The sequence below is a fragment of the Agreia sp. Leaf283 genome (assembly GCF_001422485.1).
Classification (GTDB): domain Bacteria; phylum Actinomycetota; class Actinomycetes; order Actinomycetales; family Microbacteriaceae; genus Agreia.
The window spans coordinates 963,586-988,345 of record NZ_LMNF01000002.1 but is presented as its reverse complement, the minus strand read 5'-3'; the positions used below and the strand labels follow the sequence as shown (position 1 = coordinate 988,345).

Below are 24,760 nucleotides of genomic sequence, written 5' to 3'. Positions count from 1 at the left end.
CGAGCAGAGCGCCGACACCGTGAACAGGCTCCACGACGCGATCAGTCCCTACCTCCGCTCGCACGCCGACAACCCGGTGGACTGGTTTCCGTGGGGCGAGGAGGCCTTCGAGGAGGCGGCGCGGCGAGACGTTCCCGTTCTCGTCTCGATCGGATACTCGACCTGCCACTGGTGCCACGTCATGGCGCGCGAGTCGTTCTCCGACCCGCAGCTGGCGCAGCAGCTGAACTCCCGCTTCGTGGCGATCAAGGTCGACCGCGAGGAGCATCCCGAGGTCGACTCGGTGTACCTCGCGGCGGCCGGCGCCTTCACGCAGGGCCTCGGCTGGCCGCTGAACGTGTTCGTGACCCCGCAGGGCAAGGCGTTCTTCGCGGGCACCTACTCTCCGCCGGTGCCCGTTCAGGGTCACCCGTCGTTCAGCCAGGTTCTCGACGCCGTCGACGACGCCTGGCAGGCGAGACGTGACCAAGTCGATCTGACCGCAGCGGCGATCTCGGATGCGCTGACGCAGGCGGCCGCTGCCACGCCGCAGGGCGCGATCCCCTCCGACGCCGAGGCTCGGCTCAGAGCGGTCGAGCGCGAGCTCGAGGGCTATGAGGACACCCAGCACGGCGGCTTCGGGGGCGCACCGAAGTTCCCCGTCGCCCCCGTGCTGTCGATGCTTCTTCGCCGAGGCAGCCCGCTTGCCGCGCGCACACTGCTCGCCATGAGTCGCTCGCCGCTGCGCGACGTGGTCGAGGGCGGCTTCTTCCGCTACAGCGTCAATCGCGACTGGAGCGACCCTCATTACGAGCGCATGCTCTACGACAATGCGCTGCTGCTCGACGACTACGCGAGACTCGGGTCGAGCCCGGATCCTGCGGCCTCGGAGGCCCGTGAGACAGCCGAGGGAATCGCGTCGTTCCTCACCTCCGTGCTGCAGCAGCCGGAGGGCGGATTCGGCTCGGCTCAAGATTCCGAGAGTACCGTTGCCGGATCGCGCAGCGAGGGCGGCTACTACGCGCTGGATGCCGCGGGTCGGGCTCTCGAGACGCCTCCGGCCGTCGACGCCAAGATCCTCACCGGCTGGAACGGATTCGCCATCGCCGTCCTCGCGCGGGCGGGCTTCGCTCTCGACAGGCCCGAGTGGATCGCAGCCGCGGCGCGAGCCGCCGACTACCTGCTCGAGTCGCACCTCGAACCGGGCGGCGCGCTCGTGCGCACATCCATCGGTGGGCGGCGGTCGGATGCGGCCGCGACGCTCGAGGACTACGGCGCGTTCGCCGGCGCACTGCTGGCGCTCGGAACGGTGACCGGCCGGGTCGACTACGCGGTCGGAGCGCGTCGGCTCGTCGATGCGGTGCTCGACGCGGGCTTCGTCGCTCCGGGAGGTCGGGACTCCGTGCTCTCGGCGCAGAACATCGCGGCCGTCGCCGACACCTCGGAGGGCGCGTACCCCTCGGGCACCAGCGCGGTGTGCGATGCGGCCCTCACCCTGTTCGACCTCACGGGAGACGGCCGTTACCGCGACGCGGTGTCGGGGGCGATCGGCTCGGTCGCCGAGGAGGCGTTCCAGCGCCCCATCGGCTACGGCGCCACGCTCGAGCTCGTGCAGAGGCTGATCGAGCCGAGCGAGCAACTGGTGATCGTGCTGCCGGAAACCGGCCACGAGGCATCCGATGACCTCGTCGACGCAGCCCGGTCTCACGCCTGGTCGCCGACGGTCGTCGTGACCGACGCCGAGGCGCGCGCGTGGGCGGACGCGGGGTTCGCCCTGCTCGAAGGGCGCACGACGCAGTCCGGGCTGCACACCGGTTACCTGTGCACCGACTTCGTGTGCAGGCTGCCGGTGACCGACGCCGAGGGGCTACAGCTCGCGTTCGGCAACGCCGAGGGGTAGCGAGTGGCGTCCGCGTCGTCTTACGAGGTGGCCGTCGCGGATCTCGAGAATGCGGTCGGCGTGTGCCGCCATCCGCGGGTCGTGAGTCGACACGACCGCCGCGACATCGCGCTCGTGCACGAGGGCCGAGATCAACGACATCATCGCCTCCGCGTTGACGCTGTCGAGCTGCCCGGTGGGCTCGTCAGCGATGATCAGCCGGGGGTTGTTGGCGAGGGCTCGTGCGATTCCCAGCCGCTGCTGCTGGCCGCCGGAGAGTTCGTCCGGCCGTTGCTGTGCGTGCTCGGCCAACCCGACCACCGACAACAGTTCGTCGACCCGTGCGGCGCGTTCCCCCGCGGCGACCCCGACGAGCCGCATCGGCAGCTCGACGTTCTCCGCCGCGGTGAGCGCAGAGAGCAGCGCAAACGTCTGAAAGATGTAGCCGATCTCCCGCCGTCTCAGATCGACGAGATCGCGATCGCTCGCCCCGGTCACCTGTCGCTCGCCCAGCGACACCACGCCCGCGGTGGGAGCGTCGAGCCCGCCGAGAAGGTTGAGCAGGGTGGTCTTGCCCGAACCCGACGGCCCCCGCAGCATCACGAGTTCACCTGCGCGAACCTCGAGCGTCGCGTCGACGAGCGCCCGGACCTCCGTTGCTCCACTGCCGTAGGTGCGGGTCAGACCTTCGGCTCGCAGCACCACGTCGTCGCTCATCGATCGTCTTCCTTCGCTTCGGCCGCTGTCGGCTGTTCGGAGGGATGCACCTGCGCGTGGTCATCCGCCAGTTCCACTCGAACAAGCCCGCTGAGTCCGAGACTGCGCACATACTCCTGCGGGAGCTGGAGGCGCCCCACCCGGTCGAGCACAACGAATTCCTGCGACCTGTGCTGCTCTTGGCCGAGCTCATCGGTCTCGGTGCTGCGATGCACTTCGGTCGAGAGGCGGCCGTCGCGGATCTGCACAGTGCGGCGCACCTTCGTCGACACCTCCTCGTCGTGCGTCACGATGAGAACGGTGACTCCGAGCTCGCGGTTCACCGCGCCTAGGGCATCGAGTACGAGCTGTGAGTTGACTTCGTCGAGTTCGCCGGTCGGCTCGTCGGCGAAGAGCACTTCGGGGTCGTTCGCGAGCGCCACCGCGATGGATGCGCGCTGCTGCTGGCCTCCCGAGAGCTGTGCGGGCCGGCGCCCCGCGAAATCGCCCATGCCGAGGAGTTCTATGAGCTCTTCGGTACGGCCCTTGCGCTGTGCCCGGGGCACGCCCGCGAGCGCGAGCGGCATCGCGATGTTCTGGCGCGCCGTGTAGTACGGCAGGAGGTTGCGGGAGGTCTGCTGCCAGACGAAGCCGACGGTGTGTCGTCGGTACTGAGTTCGCTGTGCCGACGACATGGCGAGGAGGTCGTGGCCGGCCACGATCGCCCTGCCCGCCGTGGGGATCTCGAGGCCGGTGAGGATGGCGAGCAGTGTGGACTTGCCCGAGCCCGAAGCGCCGACGATCGCGATCAACTCGCCTCGGTCGACCCGCAGTGTCAGACCCTGCAGCGCCTGCACCTCCACCTCCTCTGTCGAGAAGATCTTGACCAGGTCTGAACACTCGATCTGAAGCGTCATGACTCTCCCATCTTGAGGGTTGATGCGGGGGCGAACCGTCTTCCCAGTGCCGCCGCGACGAGAACGGCGACCACGATCGTCACCGTGTAGATGCCCACAGCTCCGGCGATCCAGAGCGGATCGAGCGTCGGCGTGGGCAGTGTCGTGCCGCCGATGAATCCGCGAAGGTCGAGCACCGCCGTCACGAGGTAGGGCAGAGCTACTCCGAGGGCCGAGCCCAGCAGAAGAGCCGCGAGCGCGACAGGCCCGAACTCCCACGCCACGAGGGCGCGAACCTGTCGCGGCGTCATGCCGATGATTCTCATCACGGCCACCACCCGGTTTCGGGAGGCCGCCGATGCCATGGCTGCGAGCGCGATGATGAGCACCGTGAAGACGAGTGTCGCCCCCGCCGTGAGCACAAGAGATGCCTCTATCGCCGCGGTGGTAGGCGCAGTCCTTCGCTGGAGGAGTTCGGAGCGCACATCGTAAATGCCTGCGGACTCGACGAACCGGTCGGGCTGGGCACTCAGCACGGCGCTCCTAATCGCGTCGATGCTGGCCGGGCCGTAATCCTGCGCAAGATCGATGAGAACGCTGCTCGGTCCCTGCTCGTCCACGCCGAGTTCGGCGGCCGCGTCGTCGTCGATGATCAGCCAGGTGTCGGGCATCCCGGGGATCGCGGTGTCGGAGACGACGCCCGCGGGCTTCACGGGGACATCTCCCAGCCGCACCGTCGTGCCCCGCAGAAGGTCGGCCAACGATTGGGAGACCAGGACGGGCCGCGGCGACCGGGTCGATGACCCGAGCTCGGGAAGGTCGCCTCGCACCGCGGCGAGCGCGGCCGGGTCGACGAGCACGACGTCGACGCGGGTGGTGCCCGCCTCGTCTGTCAGAGCCAGGTTCTCCTGCACCGTCAGCGCCGCGACAGCGTCGACCTCCGGCAGTTCGCGGATCTCGTCGAGCAGTGTGCCGGGAAGATCGTGGGCGTCGACGCGTGCGTCGGCGCCCACGATCTCGGCCGCCGCGCGCCGCTGGCTGGCGTCGACGGTGCTGATCATGATCGTCGAGAACAACACCATGGATACGCCGACGACGAGAGCGAGCGCCGCGATCGCACCGACGGCCGGCTCGCGGATGGCGCGGGCCGAACCCACCTCGGCCACCGGCGCCAGCCTCCCGCGAACAACCGCGCGCACCGCGCGCAGGGGAATGGGGAACACTCGCAGCCCCAGAAGTCCGACGGACACGGCCAGGAGCAGCGGGGTTGCGGCGAGCAGCGGATCGACGCCGAAGACGTCACTCGACGGGACGAGTCCGCGACGCTGCAGGAGCACCAGCGCGACGACGGCGGCCCCCGCGAGCGCCGCTTCGAGAACCCACCGGATGCGCGATGTCGAGCGCACCGAGATGTCGTGGCGCGAGTCGCGCAGGCCGGCGGGCGAGACCAGGACCGCTGCGAGCACGATCGGGCTGAGAGCGAGGGCCACCGGCGCGAGCAATCCATCGAGCCCGACCCGCTCCGGCAAAACGATCGCGGCGACCACCATCGCCGCGATCGACCCGGGAAGCGAGATCACCGCGGCCTCGATGGCCATCACCCCGCGCAGCTGACCGAGCGAGGCGCCCCGGGCCGATGCGAGGCTGAGCGCGAAGCGCCGACGGCGTACGAGGGTCTGAACACACAGGGCGTACGTCGCCAGGAGAACGCCGAGAAGACCGGATACCGACAGCGCGACGAGGGCGACCATCGCAGCGACCTTCAGCGCCGTACTCTCGATCACGTCGGTGAACGAGGACGTGAGGGTGAGAGCGCCGGGTTCACGAAGCGACACCGGTGTCGCCGTGAGGTTGCGGATCTGCGTCGCCAACTGTTCCCTGTCTGCGAAGGAATACGCGGTCGCGTCGATGGGGATCCAGGCAAGGAGGACACCTGCGGCGAACGATTCGCGCAGTGCGGCTATCGAGTCTGGCGCGACGTAGACCGACGCCTGAATCGTCGGGGGTTTGCCGGTCTCGCGGATGACCAACGGGTGTTCGAGGTCGTAGGCGTGGCTCCAGTACGCATCGTCGGGATCGGTGGGTTCGTAGATCCCCGCGATTCTCAGGGCGGCCGGTGAATACGGCAGGATGTCTCCGACCCCGACTTTCATCTCCGTCGCCGACTTCTGCGAGATGGCTATCTCGATGGGATTCTGTTCTGCGGAGGCGTTCTGGTCGAGTGTCCAGGCAAGCGGGGCCTCGCCCGCGACGTACCGCAGTCGCTTGTCGACCCCCAGGTCTACGGCGAGCCGCAGCGAGAGGTCCACGCTGTCGTCGGCCTTGCTCGAGCTCGCGCCCGTTGTGCTCTTGACCAGCCAGACAGCGGCTCCGGCACCATCGGCCAGCGGATGCGGCAGCGTCGACGGAAGCTCGTCGATCACGCTGTCCGTCTCGCCGAGCATGCTCTCGGCCGTCGCTCCCTCATCTGACGGGGGCAGGCCGATACGTCCTTCGCCGCTCAGGTCGAGGCGAGCGGGCTTCTCCTGGCCGAGTTCGAAGCTCAGTTCCGCGGTTGCGACCGCGGCGAACGCCCTCGGCACCGCTGCGGAGACCAAGACCGTCGCCGCGACAAGAACAGCGACGAGAAGGGATGCCCGGAGTCCGGCTCGCAGGTGATCGACGAGCAGGCGCGCGGGTGAGGAGACGTCGTTCACTCGTGCCCCTCACTCGGCAGGAGCCGCGATGCCAGATATCGGACACGTCTGCTCAGGTCTATGAGAACGACTGCGACTCCCACGACGAGCGCGCCCAGCAGCAGGAGGAGCCCGGGCCAGTCCACCGCGAGAGTCGCGGTGGACGACAGATATCCGCGGTCGACGGCGGCGCGCGCGAGTTGTGGCACCGTCAGCACGCTGACGAGCGCTCCGGCGGCAACTCCGGCGAGAACGGCCACGACGAGCACAAGCACCAGCTCTCGCACGAGCACCGCCGACTGTTCACCCGCCCGCATTCCGAGTGCGCGAAGCGCCGCGATATCGGCGCGGCCCCAGCGAAGCCGCGAACTCGACGCCGAACCCACCGCGATGAAGGCGAACAGCAAGCAGGCTGAGGCGGCGGCCCAGAAGGCGATCGCCGCGGCGCCCAACACCTGGCGAGCCTCCGGGTCATCGCGCAGTCCGATATGGGCGTTCGCGGGTACGACGCCGCGCACGGAGTCGCGCACCTGCTGCTGCCTGGCGGTCGTGACCCACAGATCGGTGGATTCGGCCGGAGCGCTGCTGACCCGTTGGTGAAGATGGTTGATCACCGACAGGTCGATGAGCGCTGCATTATCGCTGTCGGCGGCAGGGATCGCCGGCACGATTGCCGTGACCACGGCGTTGGCGTCGCCGACGGCATCGCGCAGGCTGAGCGCGATGGTGTCGCCGATCTGCAGGTCGAGGGATCGCGCGAGCGGCTCGGAGACGACGATCGGGGGACGCAGGTAGTCGCTCGCGGTGCCGTCGCTGGACACCGTCATCCGCAGGGAGGGCAGCGGCGAATCCAGCACGAAACCATCGCCGGTGGTCGTGCTCTCAGGAGGAATCGAGAACTCGCTCAGCGTGTCGATCAGCCAGAACTGGCCGAGCTCGACAGCCTCGGCTGCACCGTCGACCTGGGCGTCGAGGCTCTTGACGCGAAAACTCGGCCGAACCGCATCGAACGATTGGTTGGCGAACGAGATGTCGAGCGAGACGAGTGACCCCGGGGCAGTGTCGGCACCGTCGATCAGAACGACCGTATAGGCGAGCACGCCATCCGCGTCGATCGTCGGGCTCTCGAACACCACCCTGCGCAGGCTGCCGAGCGAATCGGCGATCCAGGCGCTCACGGCGGGTGACTCGTCGAAGTGGCGCGCCTCGACTCGGAGTGTCAGGCTCGTGGCACCGACGGGAATGATCGGTCCCGGGTCATCTACGTGGATGGCGTCTGCCGCATCGTCGGGGGAGAAGATTCCACCCGCGTCGTCTGCACCCTGTCGCAGGGCATCGGGGGTTGCGGCAACCACCGATCCCGTCACCGTGCCGACCGAGAGAGTCTGCACGTCGACCGGGACGACGTCGGTAATGTTCTTCGTTCCGGCCACCGTGTCGCGTTGCTCGGCCGAGAGCGGTGCCAGCGGCGACGAGATGCGCACGTCTGCACCCGAATGAAGCGCGGCGTTCTGGGCGTAGAGATGCGCCCACGTGGCGGAGAAGGTCGCCGCCACTGTGGCGGCCCCGACCGCCAGGGCGACGATGACCAGAGGGGCTGCGATGCGCGTCGTCTGGCGCGCGAGCGTGCGAGCGGCGAGGTGAGTGCCCACGCCGGAGTTCCGGGTGCGTCTCGCGTACAGCCCGACGACAGCGGGAAAGGCGGCCAGCGCTATGAGCACGACCGCGATGAGAGCGACGGCCGGGGCGATGACCACGATGGGATCGATGCTCGATGTCCCCTCCGCGTCGGGCGTGAGCGGCGACCCGTATCGCCGTAGTTGCCAGACCGAGAGCGCTGCCGCGATGGCGACGAGGAGGACCGCGCCGGGAAGTGCCGCGCGGCGGGCCCTGGTGCCGCCGCGGCCGCCCTGTGTCGACTGCGTCACGCTCGTGGCCGACCGGTAGGAGGACACTGCGGCGATCACGATTGCACCGATCAGCACCACGGCCGGAACGGCGAAAGCGCTGGGTCGAACGAGAGTGCCCTGACCTGCCTCAGAGACCGCGAACAGGCCGAGTGCGACGGCGGAGACGCCGACCACCGCGCCCAGCAGGGCGGTGACGGCAACCTCGCCGGTCACGCGCGAGGCGATCGCGGTCGTCGACCGGCCCCGGGCCCAGAACAGCAGAGTCTCCCGTTCGCGTGCGGCGACCAGAAGTTGCACGAGCTGCCACAGCGCGACCAGTGCGCTGCCCGCAACCAGCACCGCGGCAGCAGGCTCGATGGCCTTCAACCCCTCGACACGGTCATCGAAATCATCGAGCGTGCGGGCGAGCTGGCGCTGGACCTGCAGTGAATCGAACCCCGAAACCTCGCCGCGCCAGGCCCGTTCCACCGTGTCCCACGCCGCACTCACAGAACTGCCGTTGATCGAGGTGAAGTCGTCGATCGAGGCGGGCACCACCGTCCACACCGCTTTCGGCGGAAGGTCGAAGCGGGTCCACGCGTCTTCGGTGATGACGAACGGGCCCAACCGGTCCGATGATCCACCCGTCTCGACCGACTCATCGCCGTACCAGCGCGGGTCGAGGGCGTCGAGGGCGCGCCATGTGCCGGAGACGGTGAAGGGTGCGCGATTGAGAATGACCTCGTCACCGAGGTGCAGGCCGAGAGCGGCCGCGGCATCCGCCTGTACTGCCACTTCGTCAACGCCGACGGGTGCGGCTCCCGTATCGAAGGCGGCGCGAGACGCGAGATCGGGAACGGTGAGTGCCTCGGCCGGACCCGACCGGTCGCTCGTCGAATAGATGGCGCCGGCTTCCAGCGTTCGAGTGGTCTCGAACTCGACCTCGACGCGATCGAACGTTTTCGCGATCGCGCGCCTGACTTCGGCATCCTGCTGATCGGCGTCGTCGGCGATGTCGAGGGACGCGCGAAGGGCGAGGTCTTCACCCGTCTGAGCGGAGAGCTCGGCACGGAGACCGGTTGTGGCCTGCCGATCGAGGTATGCGGATGTCGCAACCGAGAAAGCGCAGACGAGAGCCACGACAACGAGGATCGCCCCCAGGATGGGAGCGCTCTCACGAAGTCTCGTCACTAAACCAACAACTCCCACCGTGTGGCGCCCGCCTCTTTACGTGAGCGCCGTTCGAGTCTATGGGTAGGTTCCGAGCTGGCGGGTGTGACCCTCAGTGGAACGGACGACTAGAGCTCCCGCTTCGCCCCGTCCGAGGGCGTGACCGTGAAGATCTCCGGGGCCCTGTATCCGGCCTCGGCGAAAGCCGCGGCGACCTGCGACGTGACCTCGGCGACCAGGTGCGACGGGGTGAGTGCGATCGCGGCTCCGCCGAAGCCTCCGCCGGTCATGCGGGCGCCGATGGCACCGGCAGCGCGAGCCGCGACGACGGCGAGGTCGAGCTCGGGAACCGAGATCTCGAAGTCGTCGCGCATCGACACGTGCGAGGCGTCGAGGATCTCGCCGATGGCCAGGGGGCCGCTCTCACGCAGGGCCCGCACGGTGGCGAGCACGCGAGCGTTCTCGGTGACGATGTGGCGAACGCGGCGGAAGGTCTCGTCGTCCATGACCTCGCGAGCGCGATCGAGATCGGCCACGCCGACGTCGCGGAGGCTTTCGACGCCGAGGGCGGCGGCGCCGGCCTCACAGGATGCGCGTCTCGCCGCGTAGCCGCCCGTCGCGTGAGCGTGGCTCACCTTGGTATCGATGATCACGATCTCGAGCCCGGCGGCCTGGAAGCCGAGGTCGACGATCTCGGAGCGGAGCGAGCGGCAATCGAGGAAGACTGCGGAGTCGCGTCGCCCGAGGAGCGACGCCGACTGATCCATGATGCCCGTGGGAGCGCCCACGGCCTTGTTCTCGGCCAGCTGCCCGACGCGTGCGAGCGTCGGCCTGTCGAGTTCGAGCTGCCAGCGCTCGTCGAGGGCGATCGCGACGGCGCACTCGATGGCCGCAGACGACGACAGCCCCGCGCCGACGGGAACGTCGGAGGAGATGTGCACGTCGAATCCTGCCTGGCCGGCGAGGTCGATGCCGTTCTCTCCGAGGGCCCAGGCGATGCCCAGCGGGTAGGCCGACCAGCCGTCGAGGATCTCTGGGCTCACCTGTGCGAGCTCGACCTCGACCTCGTCTTCGCTGAACGTGCTCGTGACCCGCGCGGTGTTGTCGTCGCGCAGTCCGACCGCAGCCCACGTGCGTCGATCGATGGCGAAGGGAAGCACGAAGCCCTCGTTGTAGTCGGTGTGCTCGCCGATGAGGTTGACACGGCCGGGTGCCGACCAGACTCCGTCGGCTGCACGGCCGAAGCGGTCGAGGAAGTCGGCCGCCGCCTGCGAAGTGAAATCGTCGTGGTTCATACGGGGTTCTCCAGGTCTGCGCGGGCGATCGCGCCGCGCACGAGCGCCGCGGATGTCTCGGGGGGCACATCGCCGATGAAGGCGCCCATGGCGGCCTCGGATCCGGCGAGGAACTTGAGGCGGTTCGCTGCGCGGCGGGGCGAGGTGACCTGAAGCATGAGCCTCACGTCATCGCGGCCACGGTTCACAGGGGCCTGGTGCCAGGCGGCGATGTAGGGGGTGGGGGTGTCGTAGAGCGCGTCGATGCCACGCAGTAGTCGCAGATAGAGCACGGCCAGCTCGTCGCGCTCCTCGGCGGTCGTCGCCGCCAGATCGGGGATGTGGCGGTGCGGGAGCATATGCACCTCGATGGGCCAGCGTGCCGCGAACGGCACGAACGCCGTGAAGTGCTCGCCGCGGAGGAGAACGCGTTCCGAGGACTGCTCGCGCTCGAGGATCTGAGCGAACATGTCCGGCCCGAAGCGGTCGATCGAGTCGAGGAGCTTCGTCGTGCGGGGCGTGACGTAGGGATACGCGTAGATCTGGCCGTGGGGGTGGTTGAGGGTGACGCCGATCTCGGCGCCACGGTTCTCGAACGGGAAGACCTGCTCGATCGAGGGCATCGCGCTCAGGGCCGCCGTGCGCTGCGCCCACGCCTCGACGATCGTGCGGGCACGAGACGGCGTCTGCGAGGCGAACGATCCGGTGTGCGCGGGGCTGAAGCAGACGACCTCGCAGCGGCCCACCGACGTGCGGGTGCGCTCGAGTCCCAGCTCGGCGAGGTCCTCCAGGCCGCGGGGGGCGTTGTCGTCGATCAGCAGAGGACCGAACGAGGGGGAGCGGTTCTCGAAGACGGCCACGTCGTAGTTGTCGGGAGTCTCGGAGGGGTTCGTGGGGGTCGCCGGCGCGAGCGGATCGGCGTCGTTCGACGGCAGGAAGACCCGGTTCTGGCGGGCCGCGGCGATCGAGACCCACTCGCCGGTGAGCACATCCTGCCTCATGGTCGCGGTGACGGGGCGAGGGTCGAGAATCCGCTCGTCGGGCCGGCGCTCGGGAGGGAGCGTCGTGTCGGCGTCGTCGAAATAGATGAGCTGGCGCCCGTCTGCGAGCACGGTCTCGCGAACAACGATGGCGGACATGGCGAACCCTTCGGTGGGAGCGCGGGGCGCGCTCGAGATCAGAACATGCGAAAGTATGGCACGGCAAGAATTGACAAGCAATCGCAAATAAACGAAAGTCAGACCATGGTCGACCACGAATTCGCAAGCGCGCCCGCCGCCGTTCGACGCACGCGCATTCTCGACCTGCTGTCGGCCGGCGGTTTCGTGCGGGTCACCGAGCTGAGCGCATCGTTCGGCGTCTCCGAGGTCACCGTCAGATCCGATCTCGACGCGCTCGAGGCGTCGGGCGACCTCGCTCGGGTGCACGGGGGCGCCGTAACGGCCGCCTCGCCGAGGCGCACGGAGCCCGCTTTCGAAGAAGCGCTCGGCTCGCAGCGGCAGGAGAAGCTGAGCATCGCGCGCCACGCCGCGTCGCTGGTGTCGGCGGGAGACTCCGTGATCGTCGACGTCGGAACGACGGCCGCGGCGCTCGCGCGAGCGCTGGTCGAACGCAGTGAGCTGCACGACGTGGTCGTGATCACGAACGGCCTGAAGATCGCCCTCGAGCTCGAGCGGGCGCTGCCCCGTTTCACCGTGATCGTGACGGGGGGCACGCTCAGGGCACTGCAGCATTCCCTGGTCAATCCGCTGGCCGACAGCCTCTTCGACACATTGCACGCCGACATCGCCTTCATCGGATGCAACGGCGTCGATGCCGAGCGGGGCATCACGAACATCAACCTGCCCGAGGCAGAGGTGAAGAGACGGATGCTCGGGGCCGCGACCCGCAGGATCGTTCTGGCCGACGGGTCGAAGATCGGCCAGGTGCATCTGGGCCGCGTGGCCGAGGTGTCGCAGGTCGACGGGGTTATCACGGGCGGTTCGGCCCGCGCGAAGCCGCTAGCCGAGCTGCGCGAGGCGGGGCTCGACGTGACCCGGGTATAGAGGCGGCCTGCCGCCGCGATGCGCCAGGGAGTCGAGGTCGCCCGGTCGCTCTTCGAGGAGCCAGCGTGCGCGGCCGCCGGTGAGGATCGCGACGCGTTCGTAGCCGGCCTCGCGGAGCGACCGTGCCGACTCCTGCGCGCACAGCCCGTCGCTCGCGTCGTAGACGACGACCGTGGTGGCGGCGACGTCGAGCTGGAGTGAGCGGAGCCGGACCCGATTCGCGGCCTCGACGATGGCCAGGTTGTCGGCCCCGAGGTGGTCGGCGAGCCATTGGGTCGACACGGAGGGCGACGCGAGGTAGGGCCCGGGCGCGAGCGGGGTAACGGTGTTCACACGCATACGCTAACCCGGGCCACCGACAGCGCAGCCTCCCTTGTAAGCGGGGGTAACAAAGCCTCGGCTAGCCTGTGTGCTGTGGAGGACGCATCCGGAACCGCTCTCGAGTTCGAGTACCGGGTGAGCATCGAACACCTGCTGGCGTCGAGCATCCACCGCTACGAGGGTCGCCCGTCAGACGGGCCCAGGCCCGCGGTCGGTCCGGAAGAGTTTGCGCGGGTGACCGTGAGGGCGCACCTCGGCATCGTCGGCGACCGCCATTTCGGCAAGGCGGCGCATCGCACGGCCTCTGTCACGATCATGGCCGTCGAATCGGTCGAACACGTGCAACGAACCCTGGGTCTCGCCCACGCACTCGACCCGCTCGACACGCGCCGCAACATCCTGATTCGCGGTGTGGATGTCGACCGCCTTCGGGGAGCCGACTTCTCTCTCGACTCGGGCTCCGGGCCGGTGCTGTTCCACGCGCACCGTCCGGCCAACCCGTGCGCGTGGATGGACGTGATGCTCGCCCCGGGTGCGCACAAGGCGCTGCGCGGCAGAGGCGGGCTGCGCTGCGAACCGCTGAGCAGCGGCGAACTCGCCAGAGGACCGGCAGTGCTGCGCTCGTCGCACCGCCTCGACGACGGCGACGCCACGCTCTTCTAATCCGCCGTCAGCACTCGATCACGTTGACGGCGAGCCCGCCCTCGCTCGTCTCCTTGTACTTCGTCGACATGTCGACACCGGTCTGGCGCATCGTCTCGATCACCATGTCGAGCGACACCAGATGGGTGCCATCGCCGTTCATGGCAAGCCGCGCCGCGCTCACGGCGGTCGACGAGGCGATCGCGTTGCGCTCGATGCACGGAACCTGTACCAGGCCGCCGACAGGATCGCACGTCAGTCCGAGGTGGTGCTCCATAGCGATCTCCGCCGCGTTCTCGACCTGGCGTGGCGTACCTCCCAGTACCGCGCAGAGCGCACCGCACGCCATGGCGCAGGCCGAGCCGACCTCGCCCTGGCAACCGGCCTCGGCGCCCGAGATCGACGCGTTCGATTTGAACAGCGAGCCGATGGCGGTGGCCGTCAGCAGGTAGCGGTGGATTCCCTCGCGGTCGGCGCCGCGCACGAAGTCGAGGTAGTAGCGGCCGACCGCGGGCACGATGCCCGCGGCGCCGTTCGTGGGGGCCGTGACGACCCGGCCGCCCGACGCGTTCTCCTCATTCACGGCGAGCGCGTACGCGTGCAGCCATTCGGTCGACGTGTCGTGGTCGCCCGTGGCGGTCAGGCGCTCGAGTTCGAGTCGCTCGCGCAGGCGCGCAGCCCGGCGGGGCACGCCGAGTCCTCCGGGGAGGGTGCCGGTGTTGTGCAGGCCGGCGTCGATGCACGCCTCCATGGCGTTCCAGATGCGGTCGAGCTGCGCCCGCACGGCCTCTTCGCCGTGCAACTCGGATTCGATGCGCCAGGCCACCTCGGCGATGCTGAGGCCTGTCGATTCGCAGATCTCGAGCAGGGCGTCGGCGCTCGCGAACGACAGGGGATGCTCCACCAGCTGAATGCTCGACGAGTCGTCGCCGTCGCGCTGGATGAACCCCCCGCCCACCGAGTAGTACGTCTCGCTCAGCACGGGCAGGGCGTCGGAGTCGCCCCAGGCCGTGAGGCTGAGGGCGTTCGGATGCGCGGGCAGTCGGGTGTGCGGCTCGAACGCGATGTCGGACTGTTCGAACGCGATCGGATGCGTGCCGCCCAGCTCGATCGACCGCCGGTCGCCGCCCGACGCGAGCTCGAGGAAGCCCGCATCGCGAAGCGCGGTCGACGACCCGCGAACAAGTCCCGACCAGGCGCCGTGAACGAGGGTGGGATCGCACGTCTCCGGGTCGAGGCCCATGAGCCCGGCGACCACGGCGTCGGGCGTGCCGTGGCCGAGGCCGGTGGCCCCCAGCGAGCCGTACAGCGAGCAGGTCACGCGGCGCACGGCGTCGACAGAACCGGATGCGCGGAGCCGGTCGACGAAATCGAGTGCGGCGCGCATGGGGCCGACGGTGTGCGAACTCGAGGGGCCGATGCCCACCGAGAACAGGTCGAAGAGGGAGACGTAAGCAGTCACATCCAGACCCTAATGCTCGACCGGCGCACGAGCATCCGTCGCGCAACATCCTGGCTCGGCTCGCGGGAAAAGCGAGCGCTTCGAGGCGTGGATGGCACGAATCGCCGCGCGGAGTTTAGACCTCCCGGGGCCCGATCCGCACCGGCTGCGGAGCACTTTCTGGGGGTTACTAACCTGTTGACGTTCTGCAACCGACGAGAAGGAGTTCCGGTGTCCACGTCTACACCAGCCCGCGACAAGGATGGCGGAGTCCGGAGCCTCGTGCCCGCCCGCATGGACCGTCTGCCGTGGACCAGATTCCATTGGTCGATCGTCGTCGGGCTGGGCTTCTCGTGGGTGCTCGATGGGCTCGAGATCCAGATCGTGGCCTCGGCGGGGTTCCAGAAGTCGCTCGACATGACCGCCGCCGAGGTGGGACTGCTCGGGACGGTCTATCTGTTCGGGCAGATCGCCGGCGCGCTCATCTTCGGACGGCTCTCCGACAAGCTCGGGCGCAAGAAGCTGTTCATCCTGACCCTGGCGATCTATCTGATCGCCAGTGGCATCGCGGGCCTGAGCCCGAACATGTGGTTCCTGCTCGTCTTCCGGTTCTTCGCGGGCATGGGCATCGGCGGCGAGTACGCCGCCATCAACTCGGCCATCGACGAGCTCATCCCGTCGAAGTACCGAGGCCGCGTCGACATCGCCATCAACGGCACCTACTGGGGCGGGGCGGCGCTGGGTTCGGCCGCGAACCTGTTCCTGCTGAACCCCGATATCTTCGACGAGAACGTCGGCTGGCGCATCGGCTTCTTCATCGGCCCGGTGCTCGGACTCGCGATCATCTACCTGCGCCGGCACATCCCTGAGAGCCCGCGCTGGCTGATGACCCATGGGCGCGGGGAGGAGGCCGAGTCGACGGTCGACGACATCGAGAAGCGCGTGCACGACCAGGGCGGAGACATCGAACCCGTCGACGAGAGCAAGGCGATCACGGTCACACAGACCGAGAGGGTGCCGTTCAAGACCATTGTGCATGTGCTGTTCAAGCTCTATCCCAAGCGCACCCTCGTGGGCGCCACGATGATGGTGACCCAGTCGTTCCTCTACAACGCCATATTCTTCACCTACGCGCTGGTGCTGCAGAACTTCTACGGCACGTCTCCGTCATCGACGCAGTACTTCTTCTTCCCGTTCGCGATCGGAAACCTGCTCGGCCCCCTGCTGCTCGGGCACCTCTTCGACGTGTGGGGCAGGCGCAAGATGATCTTCCTCACCTACGGCGTCTCGGCCGTGGTGCTGGCCGCCTCGGCCGTGCTCTTCAGCATGGACGTGCTGGACGCGACGACCCAGACCATCTTCTGGTGCGTGTCGTTCTTCTTCGCCTCGGCCGGAGCATCCAGTGCCTATCTCACCGTGAGCGAGACCTTCCCGCTCGAGATCCGCAGCCAGGCCATCTCGTACTTCTTCGCACTCGGCCAGATCGCCGGCTCGGTCGCCCCGCTGCTCTACGGCATTCTGATCGGAGACGGGACCGATCGCGGCCCTCTGACCTTCGGATACTTCCTGGGGGCCGCGATCATGTTCGTGGGTGGCCTGATCGCGCTGATCTTCGGGGTGGATGCCGAGCGCAAGTCGCTCGAGACCATCACGAATCCGCTGTCGGCCGTCAAGAACGACTAGGCCCGTCACACCCTCTCGCTTGCGCGCGAGGCCGTGCGGTACTGCCCGGGCGGCAGGGAGCGTTCGCGACGGAAGGCCCGACTGAAGGCGTAGACGGAGGTGTACCCGACGTCGGCCGCAATGTCCTCGAGGGTGTCGTTGGTATCGCGGAGCCGGTGGGCTGCGAGATTCATGCGCCAGCGGGTGAGGTATTCGCCGGGAGTGGTCCCGGCGAAGGTCGAGAAGCGGCGCACGAGTGTCTGCTTCGATGTGGCGACCTCCCGAGCGAGCGCCTCCGTCGTCCACGGGTGCTCGGGGGCTTCGTGGATGCGGGTGACGGCCTGCATAAGGAGCGGATCACGGAGCACGCCCCACCAGGAGACGTCGGCCTGCGGGGCTGTCGCCAGCCACGTGCGCAGGATCTCAACGAGGAGAATATCGACGAGCCGATCGAGGACCAGATGGGTCGCCACGCCGGGACGAGCGAGTTCTCTTCCCAGGATTCGAACGATGTCGGTCAGATTCTCCCCGAGCTGGTGCGCACGGAAATGGATCACTGAAGGGAGAAGGGCGAAAACGGGGGTGGACCCTGCCGGATCGTGGGAGTACGAGGCGCCGAGAATCTGGGTGTGCACGTCGCCATCACCGAGGTGTAGGACGTCGCCGTGACGTCGTGCCTCGTCGGCGGCCGCCACGTCGCACGAGTGGATGTCTGAATCCGGCGCGCTCGAGAGCGCATGGGCAGCGCCTGTGGCGAGGATCACCACGTCTCCGGTCATCAGGAGCCGAGGGGCGTCGCCCTCGATGCTCAGGTAGGCCATTCCGGCGGTGACCGCGTAGACGATCGCGTCCCGATCACGGACCCATTCGACGCCCCAGTCGCCGGCCGCAGCGATCCTCGCGCCGGAACTGCCTCGCACACCGGAGACGTCGAGCACCTCTGAGAGAACATCCATCTTTCAAAATTACGGCCACCTGACCTGAATGACCAGAGTCGGGGCACCGTTGGTCTTATCGGGTATTTATTTGACGGTTTGAAGCATTGAGCAGGCCAGTTGCCGAACCTATCGTTGACATCGTCCGGAGCGCACGCCCCGGACTGAGCAGATACGAAAGAAGAAGTCACCATGAGCAAGACCGAAGACACCGTCCCCGACGGCCTGATGCCCGCCGATGTCCTGGCCTCGACCACACCCGTGGCCGTCTATGGCTACGCGCGAGCCAAGGCCGGCAAGGCGGCGGAGCTGGAAGCAGCGATCCGGCAGATCATCCCCATCGTTCGAACCGAAGAAGGCTACGAGCAGTACTCGGTGCACACCTCGAAGGAGCAGCCGGGGGCGTTCGCATTCTACGAACGGTGGTCGTCGGGAGCCGACATCGCCCGCCACGTGCAGCAGCCCCACATGCAGGACTACTTCGGCAAGATCGCCGACCTCGTCGACGGCGATCTCGAAGCCGAATGGCTCTGGCCCCTCAGCAGCTGACCTGCAGTCTCCTGCTCTGTGGGCTGGAGCAGTAGTTGGCGGTGGTTTCATCAGTCCTTGGCGGTGTTCTGTGAGCGCTTCCTATCGTCTGTATTCGAAAAAACGGCGTTTTTGCGGATGGTTCGCGACCGCTGTTAGAAGGTGGCCCGAGACATGCCCAGATCGCGAGCGATCTGGGTGGCAGGAGTCCAGACGCTAATTCGTGCTGCAGATAAGGCACCCGTGCGGGCAATTAAGTCGGGCGGGGTAAACGGGCATCCCAGCAATGGCGCGGCGGAAGATCATTGACTACGCCGACAGTGCCCGTTGGTCGACCGTCTTACGGGCGGTCATGCTCCTTAAATCCATTCGACAGCAACATAGTTGAACGATCATTCTTGACTGATCGTTCACTAATCGGTACAGTCGGGCTATGGGTAGGAATCGGACATTCGATGAGGCAGATGTGATCGCCAAATGCGCGTCCGCGTTCCGGTCGAACGGATATGAAGGCACTTCAGTAGATGACCTGGTAGAGGCCTCCGGACTTCACAGGGGCAGTCTTTACAAAGCGTTTGGTAGCAAACGAGGACTCTTCGTTCAGGCGCTGGGTCAGATCGCGGACAGCGAGAGTGACGACGACGACTCCACCGACTTGCTGCTCGTCGCCCTCATGGAACTTGCTCCCCGCGACGCGGAGATAAGTGCGATTGTCTCGAGAATCTTGTCGTACGCCCAACCGCGGCACACTGCGACGTCATTGGGTGCACGGCTACTGAACCGCGCCGACCTGAAGATACCCAACCACACCCCAGCAAAGGACAAGCCATGAACACCGTCACCATCTCTGACTCAGTCCTCGAAGTAGAGCCCCGAGGCCTAGACAAGCTTTGGTCCTTGACTCGGAAGCTCGTGATTCCTCTCACGCACGTTCGAGGCGCGACTTTCGATCCTGGCGCGAACAATGAGCCCAAGGGCCTCCGAGCACCGGGGCTCGCCGTCCCCGGCAAGTGGGCCGGCACGTTTCACCGAGACGGCGACAGAGCCTTCTGGAACGTCAGCACCTCGGGCGAAACGGTCGTCATCGAGCTCACCGACGAGCACTTCACGCGGTTGGTGCTCACCGTCGACAGCCCTCGGGACATAGTTGACGCAGTCAACGCTGCAGCAGCAGCCTGAACCGCCGAAACGGCCCATCAAGCGCCCGTTGGGGGATCGGCTAACGGGCGCCTTGCCTTCAACGGTACGGTCGTGAAATGACTTCTCTCGATGATGCTGGCCAGACTCTAGATGCTGCCGAAGACGAGCTGTTGGCTGCCATGCGTTCGAGCGACCTTGTCGCGTTGGACAAGTTGATCTCTGATGACCTGATTTTTGTTGGGCCTCAAGGGCACGCCATTACCAAAGAGGCCGACCTGGAATCACATCGCACGGGAACGACCAACTTTGAACGGATCGATGAAACGGAACGGCGCTCTGTCACGGCGGGTGGACGCGGCACTACTGACACGGAAGCAATCGCAGTGCTACGTATAGATGGTGCACCGATTCAGATGCGCTTGCTCTGGCACCGCGAATGGCAAATCGTCGATGGGCAATGGAAAGTTGTTGCAGGTTCCGTTGTGGGGATTGAATAGCGCCCTGACGTCCACCCATCCGTTGATATGCCGTTGCCCGTTAGGGGATCGGCTTACGTGCATATCGGACGACCCGAAACCGGTGCCAACTCTCACAGTTCGCCGCGAAAGCCCGTGGGTACCAAAGAAGCGGCACGACTACGCCAGTTGCTCGCGTATCTTTTCTGAGAGTTCGTCAAATCGCTGCTCGTACGCCAGAACGTGATAGCTAGTCCTGAAGGCGTATTTTCCCTCGTCGCTTTCCATGCGGATCGAAAGCACGCTTCCATCCGAAGCCGGCTCGATCGCCCAAGTGACTTCAGCGGGCACACGACGAACACCGATCGCAGTCGCGCCCCACACCCGATAGGCAAATCGAGACCCGATACGCACCTCGCCGGTCAAACCAGCATCATCTGGAACTGATTTCGCAATCTGCGCAAAGTAACTCTTTATTCTCCTGGCGGCGTCCACAGCCGGCAGGGAGCTATCAAAACTAAACGATCGCTCGATCGGGGTCTTTTTCATACCGTCATCATGTCGTGAATAATTTCTCACTTTCGCTCAGGGCGCGCCGTGAGGTGCCCGTATGCCGGTGGTCTAACGGGCACCAGCGGGACCGTATGGAACAAAGTGCCCGTTCAAGGACCCATCAGCGGGCACTCCCACGGCGACTTTGTTTGAAGACCTTGACTTGCACTGTGTCCCGCCGTTGCCACTACGGCGGGACACCGCACTGTTAGCTAGCCCTTCAGGAAGCGCAGGAGGTTCTCGTTGACCTCGTCGGCGTGGGTCCAGCCGAAGCCGTGTGGGCCGCCTTCGATTTCCACGTACTCGCTCTCGGGGAACGCCTTGTGGAAGGGGCGCCCCGTGGCGTCGATCGGGAGGTTGCGGTCCAGGGTGCCCTGCATGATGAGGCTGCGGATGCCAGTCGCGCGGATCTTCTCGATGTCGCCGCGGAAGTCCTCGTGCCAGGCCGGCACCACCGCGTATGCGGCGATGAGCGAACCCCCTGTGGCCACGTTCCAGCTGGCCTGCACCACTTCGGGGCTGACTCGTGTGCCGAGGTTCTCGTCGAGGTTGTAGAAGTCCTTGTAGAACGACGTGTAGAAGGCGTACGGGTCTTCCTTGGCGCCGGCGACGATCCCGTCGAAGACCTCCTGGGGGAGGCCCGTGGGGTTGTCATCGGTTTTCAGCAGGAACGGCTCGATCGGTGCCAGGAAGGCGATCTTGGCGAGGCGATCGGTGCCGTATGTTGCCGTGTAGCGTCCGACCTCACCGGTTCCCATCGAGAAGCCGACGAGGAGCACGTCGATCAGGTCGAGCGTGTTGAGGACGATGTTGAGGTCGGAGGCGAAGGTGTCGTAGTTGTAGCCGTCGCTGGGCTGGCTGGATTTGCCGAATCCGCGGCGGTCGTAGGTGATCACCCGGTAGCCGGCATCGAGGAGGGCGCGCGTTTGCGGTGCCCACGATGCGCCGCTGAGGGGGTAGCCGTGGATGAGGACGACCGGCTGGCCGCTTCCGTGGTCTTCGTAGTACAGGTCGATCGAGGTGCTGTTTTCCGTGCCGACGGTGATGACTGACATGATTCCTCCTGTTGTTGTATTTGGCCGGTTTCGGCCCGCACTCCGTTTTGGAGTGACGTTGTTGGGGCTTGGGGTTTTCGCCCGTCGCGGCCGTTCGTGAGCTCGAACGAGACACACGCAGTTGGACATCGCGATTGTGTGGGCGATTGCCCAAGTGGGGTCAGCGTGTTGATGCCGTTGCTTTGCGGCATGGCATATCGCCTGCTGTTATTTGTGCAGGAAGTACGGTTCGAAGATGCGGGACGTGACTTTCCACCCGCTGGCTGTGCGGCGGTAGTTGTCGGTTCCGCGGCCCATAGCGAAGGGGGTCGTGTCTTCCTTCTCCGGAGTGGCGAGATACGCGGTTATGTACATCGTGCCTACCGCCCGGTCGGTGCCGTCTGCGACGAATCGGAAGTTTGTGAGGACGTGGCGGACCCCGGGAATTGGGCTGTTGGTGTCCATCATCTGTCCCCATGCACGGATCGCATCGTGTCCGACGCTGGGCTCTCCGAGGGTCGCGATCGATCCGTCTTCAGTGAAGAGGTCGGTCAGACTTGAGGCCTCTCCGCTGTCCACCCTCCAGGCGACTTCCAGTGCGAGACGGGTCAACGCCGTGTAATCGGACTCGTCAACAAGTTCGTCGGTCTGCAATGTGGTCATTATCTGTTCCTGCGCTTTTCTGTCGTCGACTGGGGGTTAAGCGGAGAGCTGCTGGAGGAACTGCGCGACGCCGATTTCGGCCCAGTGTTCTGCGAGCTTTCCGTCCTGGACGCGGTCGAAGAGGGTGCCGGTAAGGGTGGCGGACTTCCCGCTGGACGGGACACCGAAGAACTCCCCGGTCTGGCGGGCGGTGACCGCAAAGCGAGTGGCGACCATGTCTCCGTCTTCGATCTGCGCGAGAACCCTGACCTTGATGTCCGTGAACGCGGCATGAAGCGCTTGCTCGGCCTGGAGCCAGGTCGCGCGGGTGAACTCGTAGCCGGAGGAGGGGTGGACGATGATGTCGGGGTGGACGTATTCGGCCCAGGTGAGCTCAAGGTCCCCGCGCCCCCAGCTCTCCCAGAAATTGCGGGCGATCGTTGCAGCCGTTGTGGTGGTCATGGTGTTTCTCCTTGTGTTGTAGGGAAGTGCGGTTTGTTGTGTGAAGTGGTGACGAGGTGGATTCAGGCGCCGGCGGGGAAGTCTGTGCTCGCCGAAACGGCGGCCGCCTGGTCGAGTTCGGTGAGGCGGGACACGAGTGCTGCACGGATCCCATTGAACGCGTCGCTTCCCAGGACTAGGCGACGAGGGGCGGGAGTCTGAGTTGCGACGGAAATGATCGCGTCAGCGATCAGATCTGGGTCCCCGGGGGCATTGGCGGTGAGGTTGCCGCCCGCCGCCTCGATGTACTGGCGTACCTGCCCGACCGGAGTTTCGGCGTATGCGCTTAGTGGGGCTGCGACGCTGAGTGCTGCTCCGAAAGGTGTCCGGACGTTCCCGGGTTCGATCAAGGTCACGGCAATGCCGAAGGCGGCGACCTCTCCCATGAGAGATTCCGTGAACCCCTCGATGCCCCACTTGGATGCGTGGTACATACTGCCGCCGGTGGTCGCGAGCTGCCCACCCATGGTGGACATCTGGATGATTCGTCCGCCACCCTGAGCACGCAGATGCGGGAGTGCTGCGCGGATCAGCTGAATCGGAGCCACCATATTGAGCGCGATCTGCTGTTCGATCACGGCATCGTCTAATTCCTCAGCGGCGCCGAACGCTCCCGATCCAGCGTTCGAGAACAAGACGTCAATATGTCCCAGCTCCGCAAACGCCCGCTCGGTGGCCAGGCGCAGCTCGTTCGTATCAGTGACATCCACCTGAGCCGTCCAGAGGTGATTGGGATAGCCGGCGGCAAGTTCGTCAAGTGCCCGCGGGTCGCGGACGAAGGCTGCGACGCGATCACCGTTCGCCAGCACCTTGGCTGCGACCGCGCGTCCAATCCCTGATGAAGCACCGGTTATGAGCCACGTGCTCATGTTGCCTCCTAGTGTTTTACCTAATCCAGTTGGATGGTTTATTTAATGTAACCCCGCGTGGCTGTGGAGTCAACCGAACGTTTTGTTTAGACTTGCCGCCATGGCTTATGACTCATCAGCAACACGTGCACGACTTTTAGACGCGGCCTACTCGGAGTTCGCGGCGCGAGGCTTTGCCGGCGCCCGGGTAGCGAGCATCGCGACCACGGCTGGCGCAAACAAGCAAGCGATTTATCTCTACTTCGATTCGAAGGAAGGACTGTTCGATGCGGTCCTAGAAAACCGTCTCGGGATCCTCGGTGACCAGGTTCCCTACACTCCGGACAATTTCGCGGAGTACATAGGAGCGCTGTTCGACCACTTGGCTCAACATGTCCAGTTGGCCCGGCTTCACCAGTGGAAAGCACTCGAGCGACCTGAAACGACCGGGCTCCAGGCCTATTCGCACATCTCGAAAGCGGAATCGCTTGCAAGTCGGATGGGCGTTGATGCGTCGACCGGGATGGATATATTCATGCTTGCCCTTGGGATGGCGCAGGCGTGGACGATGACCAGTGACGTAGTTCGATCTATGGGCGAAGATCCAGAGACGCGTCTGAGAGAGCATCGCGAGACACTCATATTCGCGGTGTCCGCTGTCATCGAGAAGGCTACTGCTCGGACTTAGTAGCTGCCCGACTTGCGGTCGTCATACGGGCAGCAGGGTGGCGGTGCAGGCCAAAGTGCCCGCTGAGGGATCCCTCAGCGGTCGCTTTGTTAAGTCGCGACAATGCGCGTCGCGGTACGAATAGGAGACTTTCTGGAAGACTCTTACTGTCGAGGGCCGATCGTTCCGAGCGCTTTTCGATAAAGCGTCGGATTGTGGCGGGTTGTCCGTGACACGACGAGTGTTGTCGGGTTGATGCGCTCGGCGAAGTAGCCGCGGTAGGGCAGCTGCAGCACTGTCAGCAATCCACTTCGCCAAGCCGGAATAAGGGCATCGAGGCAGACTCGCTCTGGGTGCTCTTGTATTGGCCGGGAGTGATCGTCGCGCAGGCTTCGCCTCCATTCCTCATAGGAAGGACGGTCGATCCCCTCGTCCCAGAACGGGGAGGGCATTCTCGAGACGGCGTCGGCGAGTTGGTCATCGGGCAGTTCCAGCAAGCGCAAGGTTTCGTCGTCCGGCCCTCGCGTCGTGCGGTCAATCGGCTCGTACTGCGTCCAGGCGCGACCCCATTCAGCCCGCCACCGCGTGTACGCGGCATCCAACCCGACTGAGTCTGGCCGGGCTGACGCACCTATCGACGGCACGGGATCCAACTCTGGGACACCATCAATGCCCAGCTCCCACGCCTGGCGCACAAACAGGAGATAGGTGAGAGAGTACGGCTCATCGATGGAGAGCTGCATGTCGTGCGGCCAGGGATTCTCGGGTTGCGATTCCGTACTGCGCATCGATTCCCCCATTAGGTAGCCAACTACTCAGCAAGCATTCCTCATGCGCCTGAAAGTACTCCTTCTCAAGGGCCAGATCTCAGAAACCGTAAGCGTCAACG

The 24,760-nt window shown here is 66.0% G+C and carries 24 protein-coding genes; 9 read left to right on the top strand and 15 right to left on the bottom strand.

Annotation, left to right across the window (positions count from 1 at the left end; genetic code table 11):
• The first annotated feature begins 19 nt into the window (after positions 1-19).
• Entirely contained in the window at positions 20-1,879 is a 1,860-nt protein-coding gene (locus tag ASF51_RS13450; RefSeq protein WP_055930529.1) for a thioredoxin domain-containing protein, read from the top strand.
• Here ASF51_RS13450 and ASF51_RS13445 read toward each other — a convergent pair.
• The 6 genes from ASF51_RS13445 to galT form a co-directional block, all read right to left on the bottom strand.
• Positions 1,847-2,575, bottom strand: a complete 729-nt coding sequence (locus ASF51_RS13445) for an ABC transporter ATP-binding protein (RefSeq protein WP_055930524.1) — start codon at positions 2,573-2,575, stop codon at positions 1,847-1,849. The genes ASF51_RS13450 and ASF51_RS13445 overlap by 33 nt on opposite strands.
• Positions 2,572-3,471, bottom strand: coding sequence for an ABC transporter ATP-binding protein (locus ASF51_RS13440; protein ID WP_055930522.1), 900 nt, complete (start codon positions 3,469-3,471; stop codon positions 2,572-2,574). Before ASF51_RS13440 ends, ASF51_RS13445 begins: the two co-directional genes overlap by 4 nt.
• Positions 3,468-6,146 (bottom strand): FtsX-like permease family protein, encoded by a 2,679-nt coding sequence (locus tag ASF51_RS13435; protein ID WP_055930518.1) that lies wholly within the window; start codon positions 6,144-6,146, stop codon positions 3,468-3,470. The genes ASF51_RS13440 and ASF51_RS13435 overlap by 4 nt, the downstream gene beginning before the upstream one ends.
• On the bottom strand, positions 6,143-9,205 hold the full coding sequence (locus tag ASF51_RS13430) for an FtsX-like permease family protein (protein WP_055930516.1): 3,063 nt from the start codon (positions 9,203-9,205) through the stop codon (positions 6,143-6,145). The genes ASF51_RS13435 and ASF51_RS13430 overlap by 4 nt, the downstream gene beginning before the upstream one ends.
• 107 nt (positions 9,206-9,312) lie before the next feature.
• Complete coding sequence (gene galK, locus ASF51_RS13425; protein WP_055930513.1) at positions 9,313-10,479, bottom strand: galactokinase; 1,167 nt, start codon at positions 10,477-10,479, stop codon at positions 9,313-9,315.
• Positions 10,476-11,597 carry a galactose-1-phosphate uridylyltransferase gene (galT, locus tag ASF51_RS13420; protein ID WP_055930510.1) on the bottom strand — a complete coding sequence of 374 codons (1,122 nt, stop codon included), beginning with the start codon at positions 11,595-11,597 and terminating at the stop codon, positions 10,476-10,478. The genes galK and galT overlap by 4 nt, the downstream gene beginning before the upstream one ends.
• 105 nt (positions 11,598-11,702) lie before the next feature.
• Between galT and ASF51_RS13415 the strand changes: the two genes are divergently transcribed.
• Positions 11,703-12,503, top strand: coding sequence for a DeoR/GlpR family DNA-binding transcription regulator (locus ASF51_RS13415; RefSeq protein WP_055930507.1), 801 nt, complete (start codon positions 11,703-11,705; stop codon positions 12,501-12,503).
• On the opposite strand, the gene ASF51_RS13410 is transcribed toward ASF51_RS13415, so the two are convergent.
• Positions 12,459-12,836, bottom strand: a complete 378-nt coding sequence (locus ASF51_RS13410; RefSeq protein ID WP_162236962.1) for a rhodanese-like domain-containing protein — start codon at positions 12,834-12,836, stop codon at positions 12,459-12,461. The genes ASF51_RS13415 and ASF51_RS13410 overlap by 45 nt on opposite strands.
• 81 nt (positions 12,837-12,917) lie before the next feature.
• Between ASF51_RS13410 and ASF51_RS13405 the strand changes: the two genes are divergently transcribed.
• On the top strand, positions 12,918-13,487 hold the full coding sequence (locus ASF51_RS13405; RefSeq protein ID WP_055930502.1) for an MOSC domain-containing protein: 570 nt from the start codon (positions 12,918-12,920) through the stop codon (positions 13,485-13,487).
• 7 nt (positions 13,488-13,494) lie between these two features.
• Here ASF51_RS13405 and ASF51_RS13400 read toward each other — a convergent pair whose 3' ends face one another.
• Entirely contained in the window at positions 13,495-14,928 is a 1,434-nt protein-coding gene (locus ASF51_RS13400) for an L-serine ammonia-lyase (RefSeq protein ID WP_055930498.1), read from the bottom strand.
• A 273-nt stretch (positions 14,929-15,201) separates the two neighbouring features.
• Here ASF51_RS13400 and ASF51_RS13395 point away from each other — a divergent pair, with 273 nt between their 5' ends.
• Entirely contained in the window at positions 15,202-16,590 is a 1,389-nt protein-coding gene (locus tag ASF51_RS13395; RefSeq protein WP_055930494.1) for an MFS transporter, read from the top strand.
• Between the two features lie 5 nt (positions 16,591-16,595).
• Here the strand turns inward: ASF51_RS13395 and ASF51_RS13390 are convergent, their stop codons facing one another.
• On the bottom strand, positions 16,596-17,525 hold the full coding sequence (locus tag ASF51_RS13390) for an AraC family transcriptional regulator (protein WP_055930491.1): 930 nt from the start codon (positions 17,523-17,525) through the stop codon (positions 16,596-16,598).
• A gap of 171 nt (positions 17,526-17,696) precedes the next feature.
• Here ASF51_RS13390 and ASF51_RS13385 point away from each other — a divergent pair, with 171 nt between their 5' ends.
• The 4 genes from ASF51_RS13385 (at position 17,697) to ASF51_RS18795 (ending at position 19,669) form a co-directional block, all read left to right on the top strand.
• Positions 17,697-18,053: a putative quinol monooxygenase gene (locus ASF51_RS13385; protein ID WP_055930488.1), complete on the top strand. Its 357-nt coding sequence runs from the start codon at positions 17,697-17,699 to the stop codon at positions 18,051-18,053.
• Between the two features lie 412 nt (positions 18,054-18,465).
• Positions 18,466-18,864 carry a TetR/AcrR family transcriptional regulator gene (locus ASF51_RS19715; RefSeq protein ID WP_055930485.1) on the top strand — a complete coding sequence of 133 codons (399 nt, stop codon included), beginning with the start codon at positions 18,466-18,468 and terminating at the stop codon, positions 18,862-18,864.
• On the top strand, positions 18,861-19,211 hold the full coding sequence (locus ASF51_RS13375) for a hypothetical protein (RefSeq protein ID WP_055930481.1): 351 nt from the start codon (positions 18,861-18,863) through the stop codon (positions 19,209-19,211). Before ASF51_RS19715 ends, ASF51_RS13375 begins: the two co-directional genes overlap by 4 nt.
• Before the next feature lie 77 nt (positions 19,212-19,288).
• Positions 19,289-19,669: a nuclear transport factor 2 family protein gene (locus ASF51_RS18795; protein WP_082479880.1), complete on the top strand. Its 381-nt coding sequence runs from the start codon at positions 19,289-19,291 to the stop codon at positions 19,667-19,669.
• Between the two features lie 138 nt (positions 19,670-19,807).
• Here ASF51_RS18795 and ASF51_RS19165 read toward each other — a convergent pair whose 3' ends face one another.
• The 5 genes from ASF51_RS19165 to ASF51_RS13355 form a co-directional block, all read right to left on the bottom strand.
• Positions 19,808-20,176, bottom strand: a complete 369-nt coding sequence (locus ASF51_RS19165; RefSeq protein WP_157412143.1) for a hypothetical protein — start codon at positions 20,174-20,176, stop codon at positions 19,808-19,810.
• A 215-nt stretch (positions 20,177-20,391) separates the two neighbouring features.
• Positions 20,392-21,234 carry an alpha/beta fold hydrolase gene (locus ASF51_RS13370; RefSeq protein WP_055930478.1) on the bottom strand — a complete coding sequence of 281 codons (843 nt, stop codon included), beginning with the start codon at positions 21,232-21,234 and terminating at the stop codon, positions 20,392-20,394.
• Between the two features lie 207 nt (positions 21,235-21,441).
• The gene (locus ASF51_RS13365; RefSeq protein ID WP_055930474.1) at positions 21,442-21,876 is read right to left on the bottom strand and encodes a nuclear transport factor 2 family protein; all 435 of its coding nucleotides are present in this window, start codon (positions 21,874-21,876) and stop codon (positions 21,442-21,444) included.
• 36 nt (positions 21,877-21,912) lie between these two features.
• Entirely contained in the window at positions 21,913-22,317 is a 405-nt protein-coding gene (locus ASF51_RS13360) for an ester cyclase (protein ID WP_055930471.1), read from the bottom strand.
• Between the two features lie 62 nt (positions 22,318-22,379).
• Positions 22,380-23,225, bottom strand: coding sequence for an SDR family oxidoreductase (locus ASF51_RS13355; protein WP_055930468.1), 846 nt, complete (start codon positions 23,223-23,225; stop codon positions 22,380-22,382).
• A gap of 100 nt (positions 23,226-23,325) precedes the next feature.
• On the opposite strand from ASF51_RS13355, the gene ASF51_RS13350 reads away from it, so the two are divergent.
• Entirely contained in the window at positions 23,326-23,892 is a 567-nt protein-coding gene (locus ASF51_RS13350; protein WP_055930465.1) for a TetR/AcrR family transcriptional regulator, read from the top strand.
• Positions 23,893-24,035: 143 nt separating this feature from the next.
• On the opposite strand, the gene ASF51_RS13345 is transcribed toward ASF51_RS13350, so the two are convergent.
• Positions 24,036-24,614, bottom strand: a complete 579-nt coding sequence (locus tag ASF51_RS13345) for a hypothetical protein (RefSeq protein WP_157412142.1) — start codon at positions 24,612-24,614, stop codon at positions 24,036-24,038.
• Positions 24,615-24,760 lie beyond the last annotated feature (146 nt).

Excerpts from the sequence above, each read along its gene's own strand:
- ASF51_RS13445 (WP_055930524.1), bottom strand. The coding sequence starts at position 2,575 with ATGAGCGACGACGTGGTGCTGCGAGCCGAAGGTCTGACCCGCACCTAC.
- ASF51_RS13440 (WP_055930522.1), bottom strand. The coding sequence starts at position 3,471 with ATGACGCTTCAGATCGAGTGTTCAGACCTGGTCAAGATCTTCTCGACA.
- galK (WP_055930513.1), bottom strand. The coding sequence starts at position 10,479 with ATGAACCACGACGATTTCACTTCGCAGGCGGCGGCCGACTTCCTCGAC.
- galT (WP_055930510.1), bottom strand. The coding sequence starts at position 11,597 with ATGTCCGCCATCGTTGTTCGCGAGACCGTGCTCGCAGACGGGCGCCAG.
- ASF51_RS13415 (WP_055930507.1), top strand. The coding sequence starts at position 11,703 with ATGGTCGACCACGAATTCGCAAGCGCGCCCGCCGCCGTTCGACGCACG.
- ASF51_RS13395 (WP_055930494.1), top strand. The coding sequence starts at position 15,202 with ATGGACCGTCTGCCGTGGACCAGATTCCATTGGTCGATCGTCGTCGGG.
- ASF51_RS13390 (WP_055930491.1), bottom strand. The coding sequence starts at position 17,525 with ATGGATGTTCTCTCAGAGGTGCTCGACGTCTCCGGTGTGCGAGGCAGT.
- ASF51_RS13385 (WP_055930488.1), top strand. The coding sequence starts at position 17,697 with ATGAGCAAGACCGAAGACACCGTCCCCGACGGCCTGATGCCCGCCGAT.
- ASF51_RS19715 (WP_055930485.1), top strand. The coding sequence starts at position 18,466 with ATGGGTAGGAATCGGACATTCGATGAGGCAGATGTGATCGCCAAATGC.
- ASF51_RS13375 (WP_055930481.1), top strand. The coding sequence starts at position 18,861 with ATGAACACCGTCACCATCTCTGACTCAGTCCTCGAAGTAGAGCCCCGA.
- ASF51_RS18795 (WP_082479880.1), top strand. The coding sequence starts at position 19,289 with ATGACTTCTCTCGATGATGCTGGCCAGACTCTAGATGCTGCCGAAGAC.
- ASF51_RS19165 (WP_157412143.1), bottom strand. The coding sequence starts at position 20,176 with ATGAAAAAGACCCCGATCGAGCGATCGTTTAGTTTTGATAGCTCCCTG.
- ASF51_RS13370 (WP_055930478.1), bottom strand. The coding sequence starts at position 21,234 with ATGTCAGTCATCACCGTCGGCACGGAAAACAGCACCTCGATCGACCTG.
- ASF51_RS13365 (WP_055930474.1), bottom strand. The coding sequence starts at position 21,876 with ATGACCACATTGCAGACCGACGAACTTGTTGACGAGTCCGATTACACG.
- ASF51_RS13360 (WP_055930471.1), bottom strand. The coding sequence starts at position 22,317 with ATGACCACCACAACGGCTGCAACGATCGCCCGCAATTTCTGGGAGAGC.
- ASF51_RS13355 (WP_055930468.1), bottom strand. The coding sequence starts at position 23,225 with ATGAGCACGTGGCTCATAACCGGTGCTTCATCAGGGATTGGACGCGCG.
- ASF51_RS13350 (WP_055930465.1), top strand. The coding sequence starts at position 23,326 with ATGGCTTATGACTCATCAGCAACACGTGCACGACTTTTAGACGCGGCC.
- ASF51_RS13345 (WP_157412142.1), bottom strand. The coding sequence starts at position 24,614 with ATGCAGCTCTCCATCGATGAGCCGTACTCTCTCACCTATCTCCTGTTT.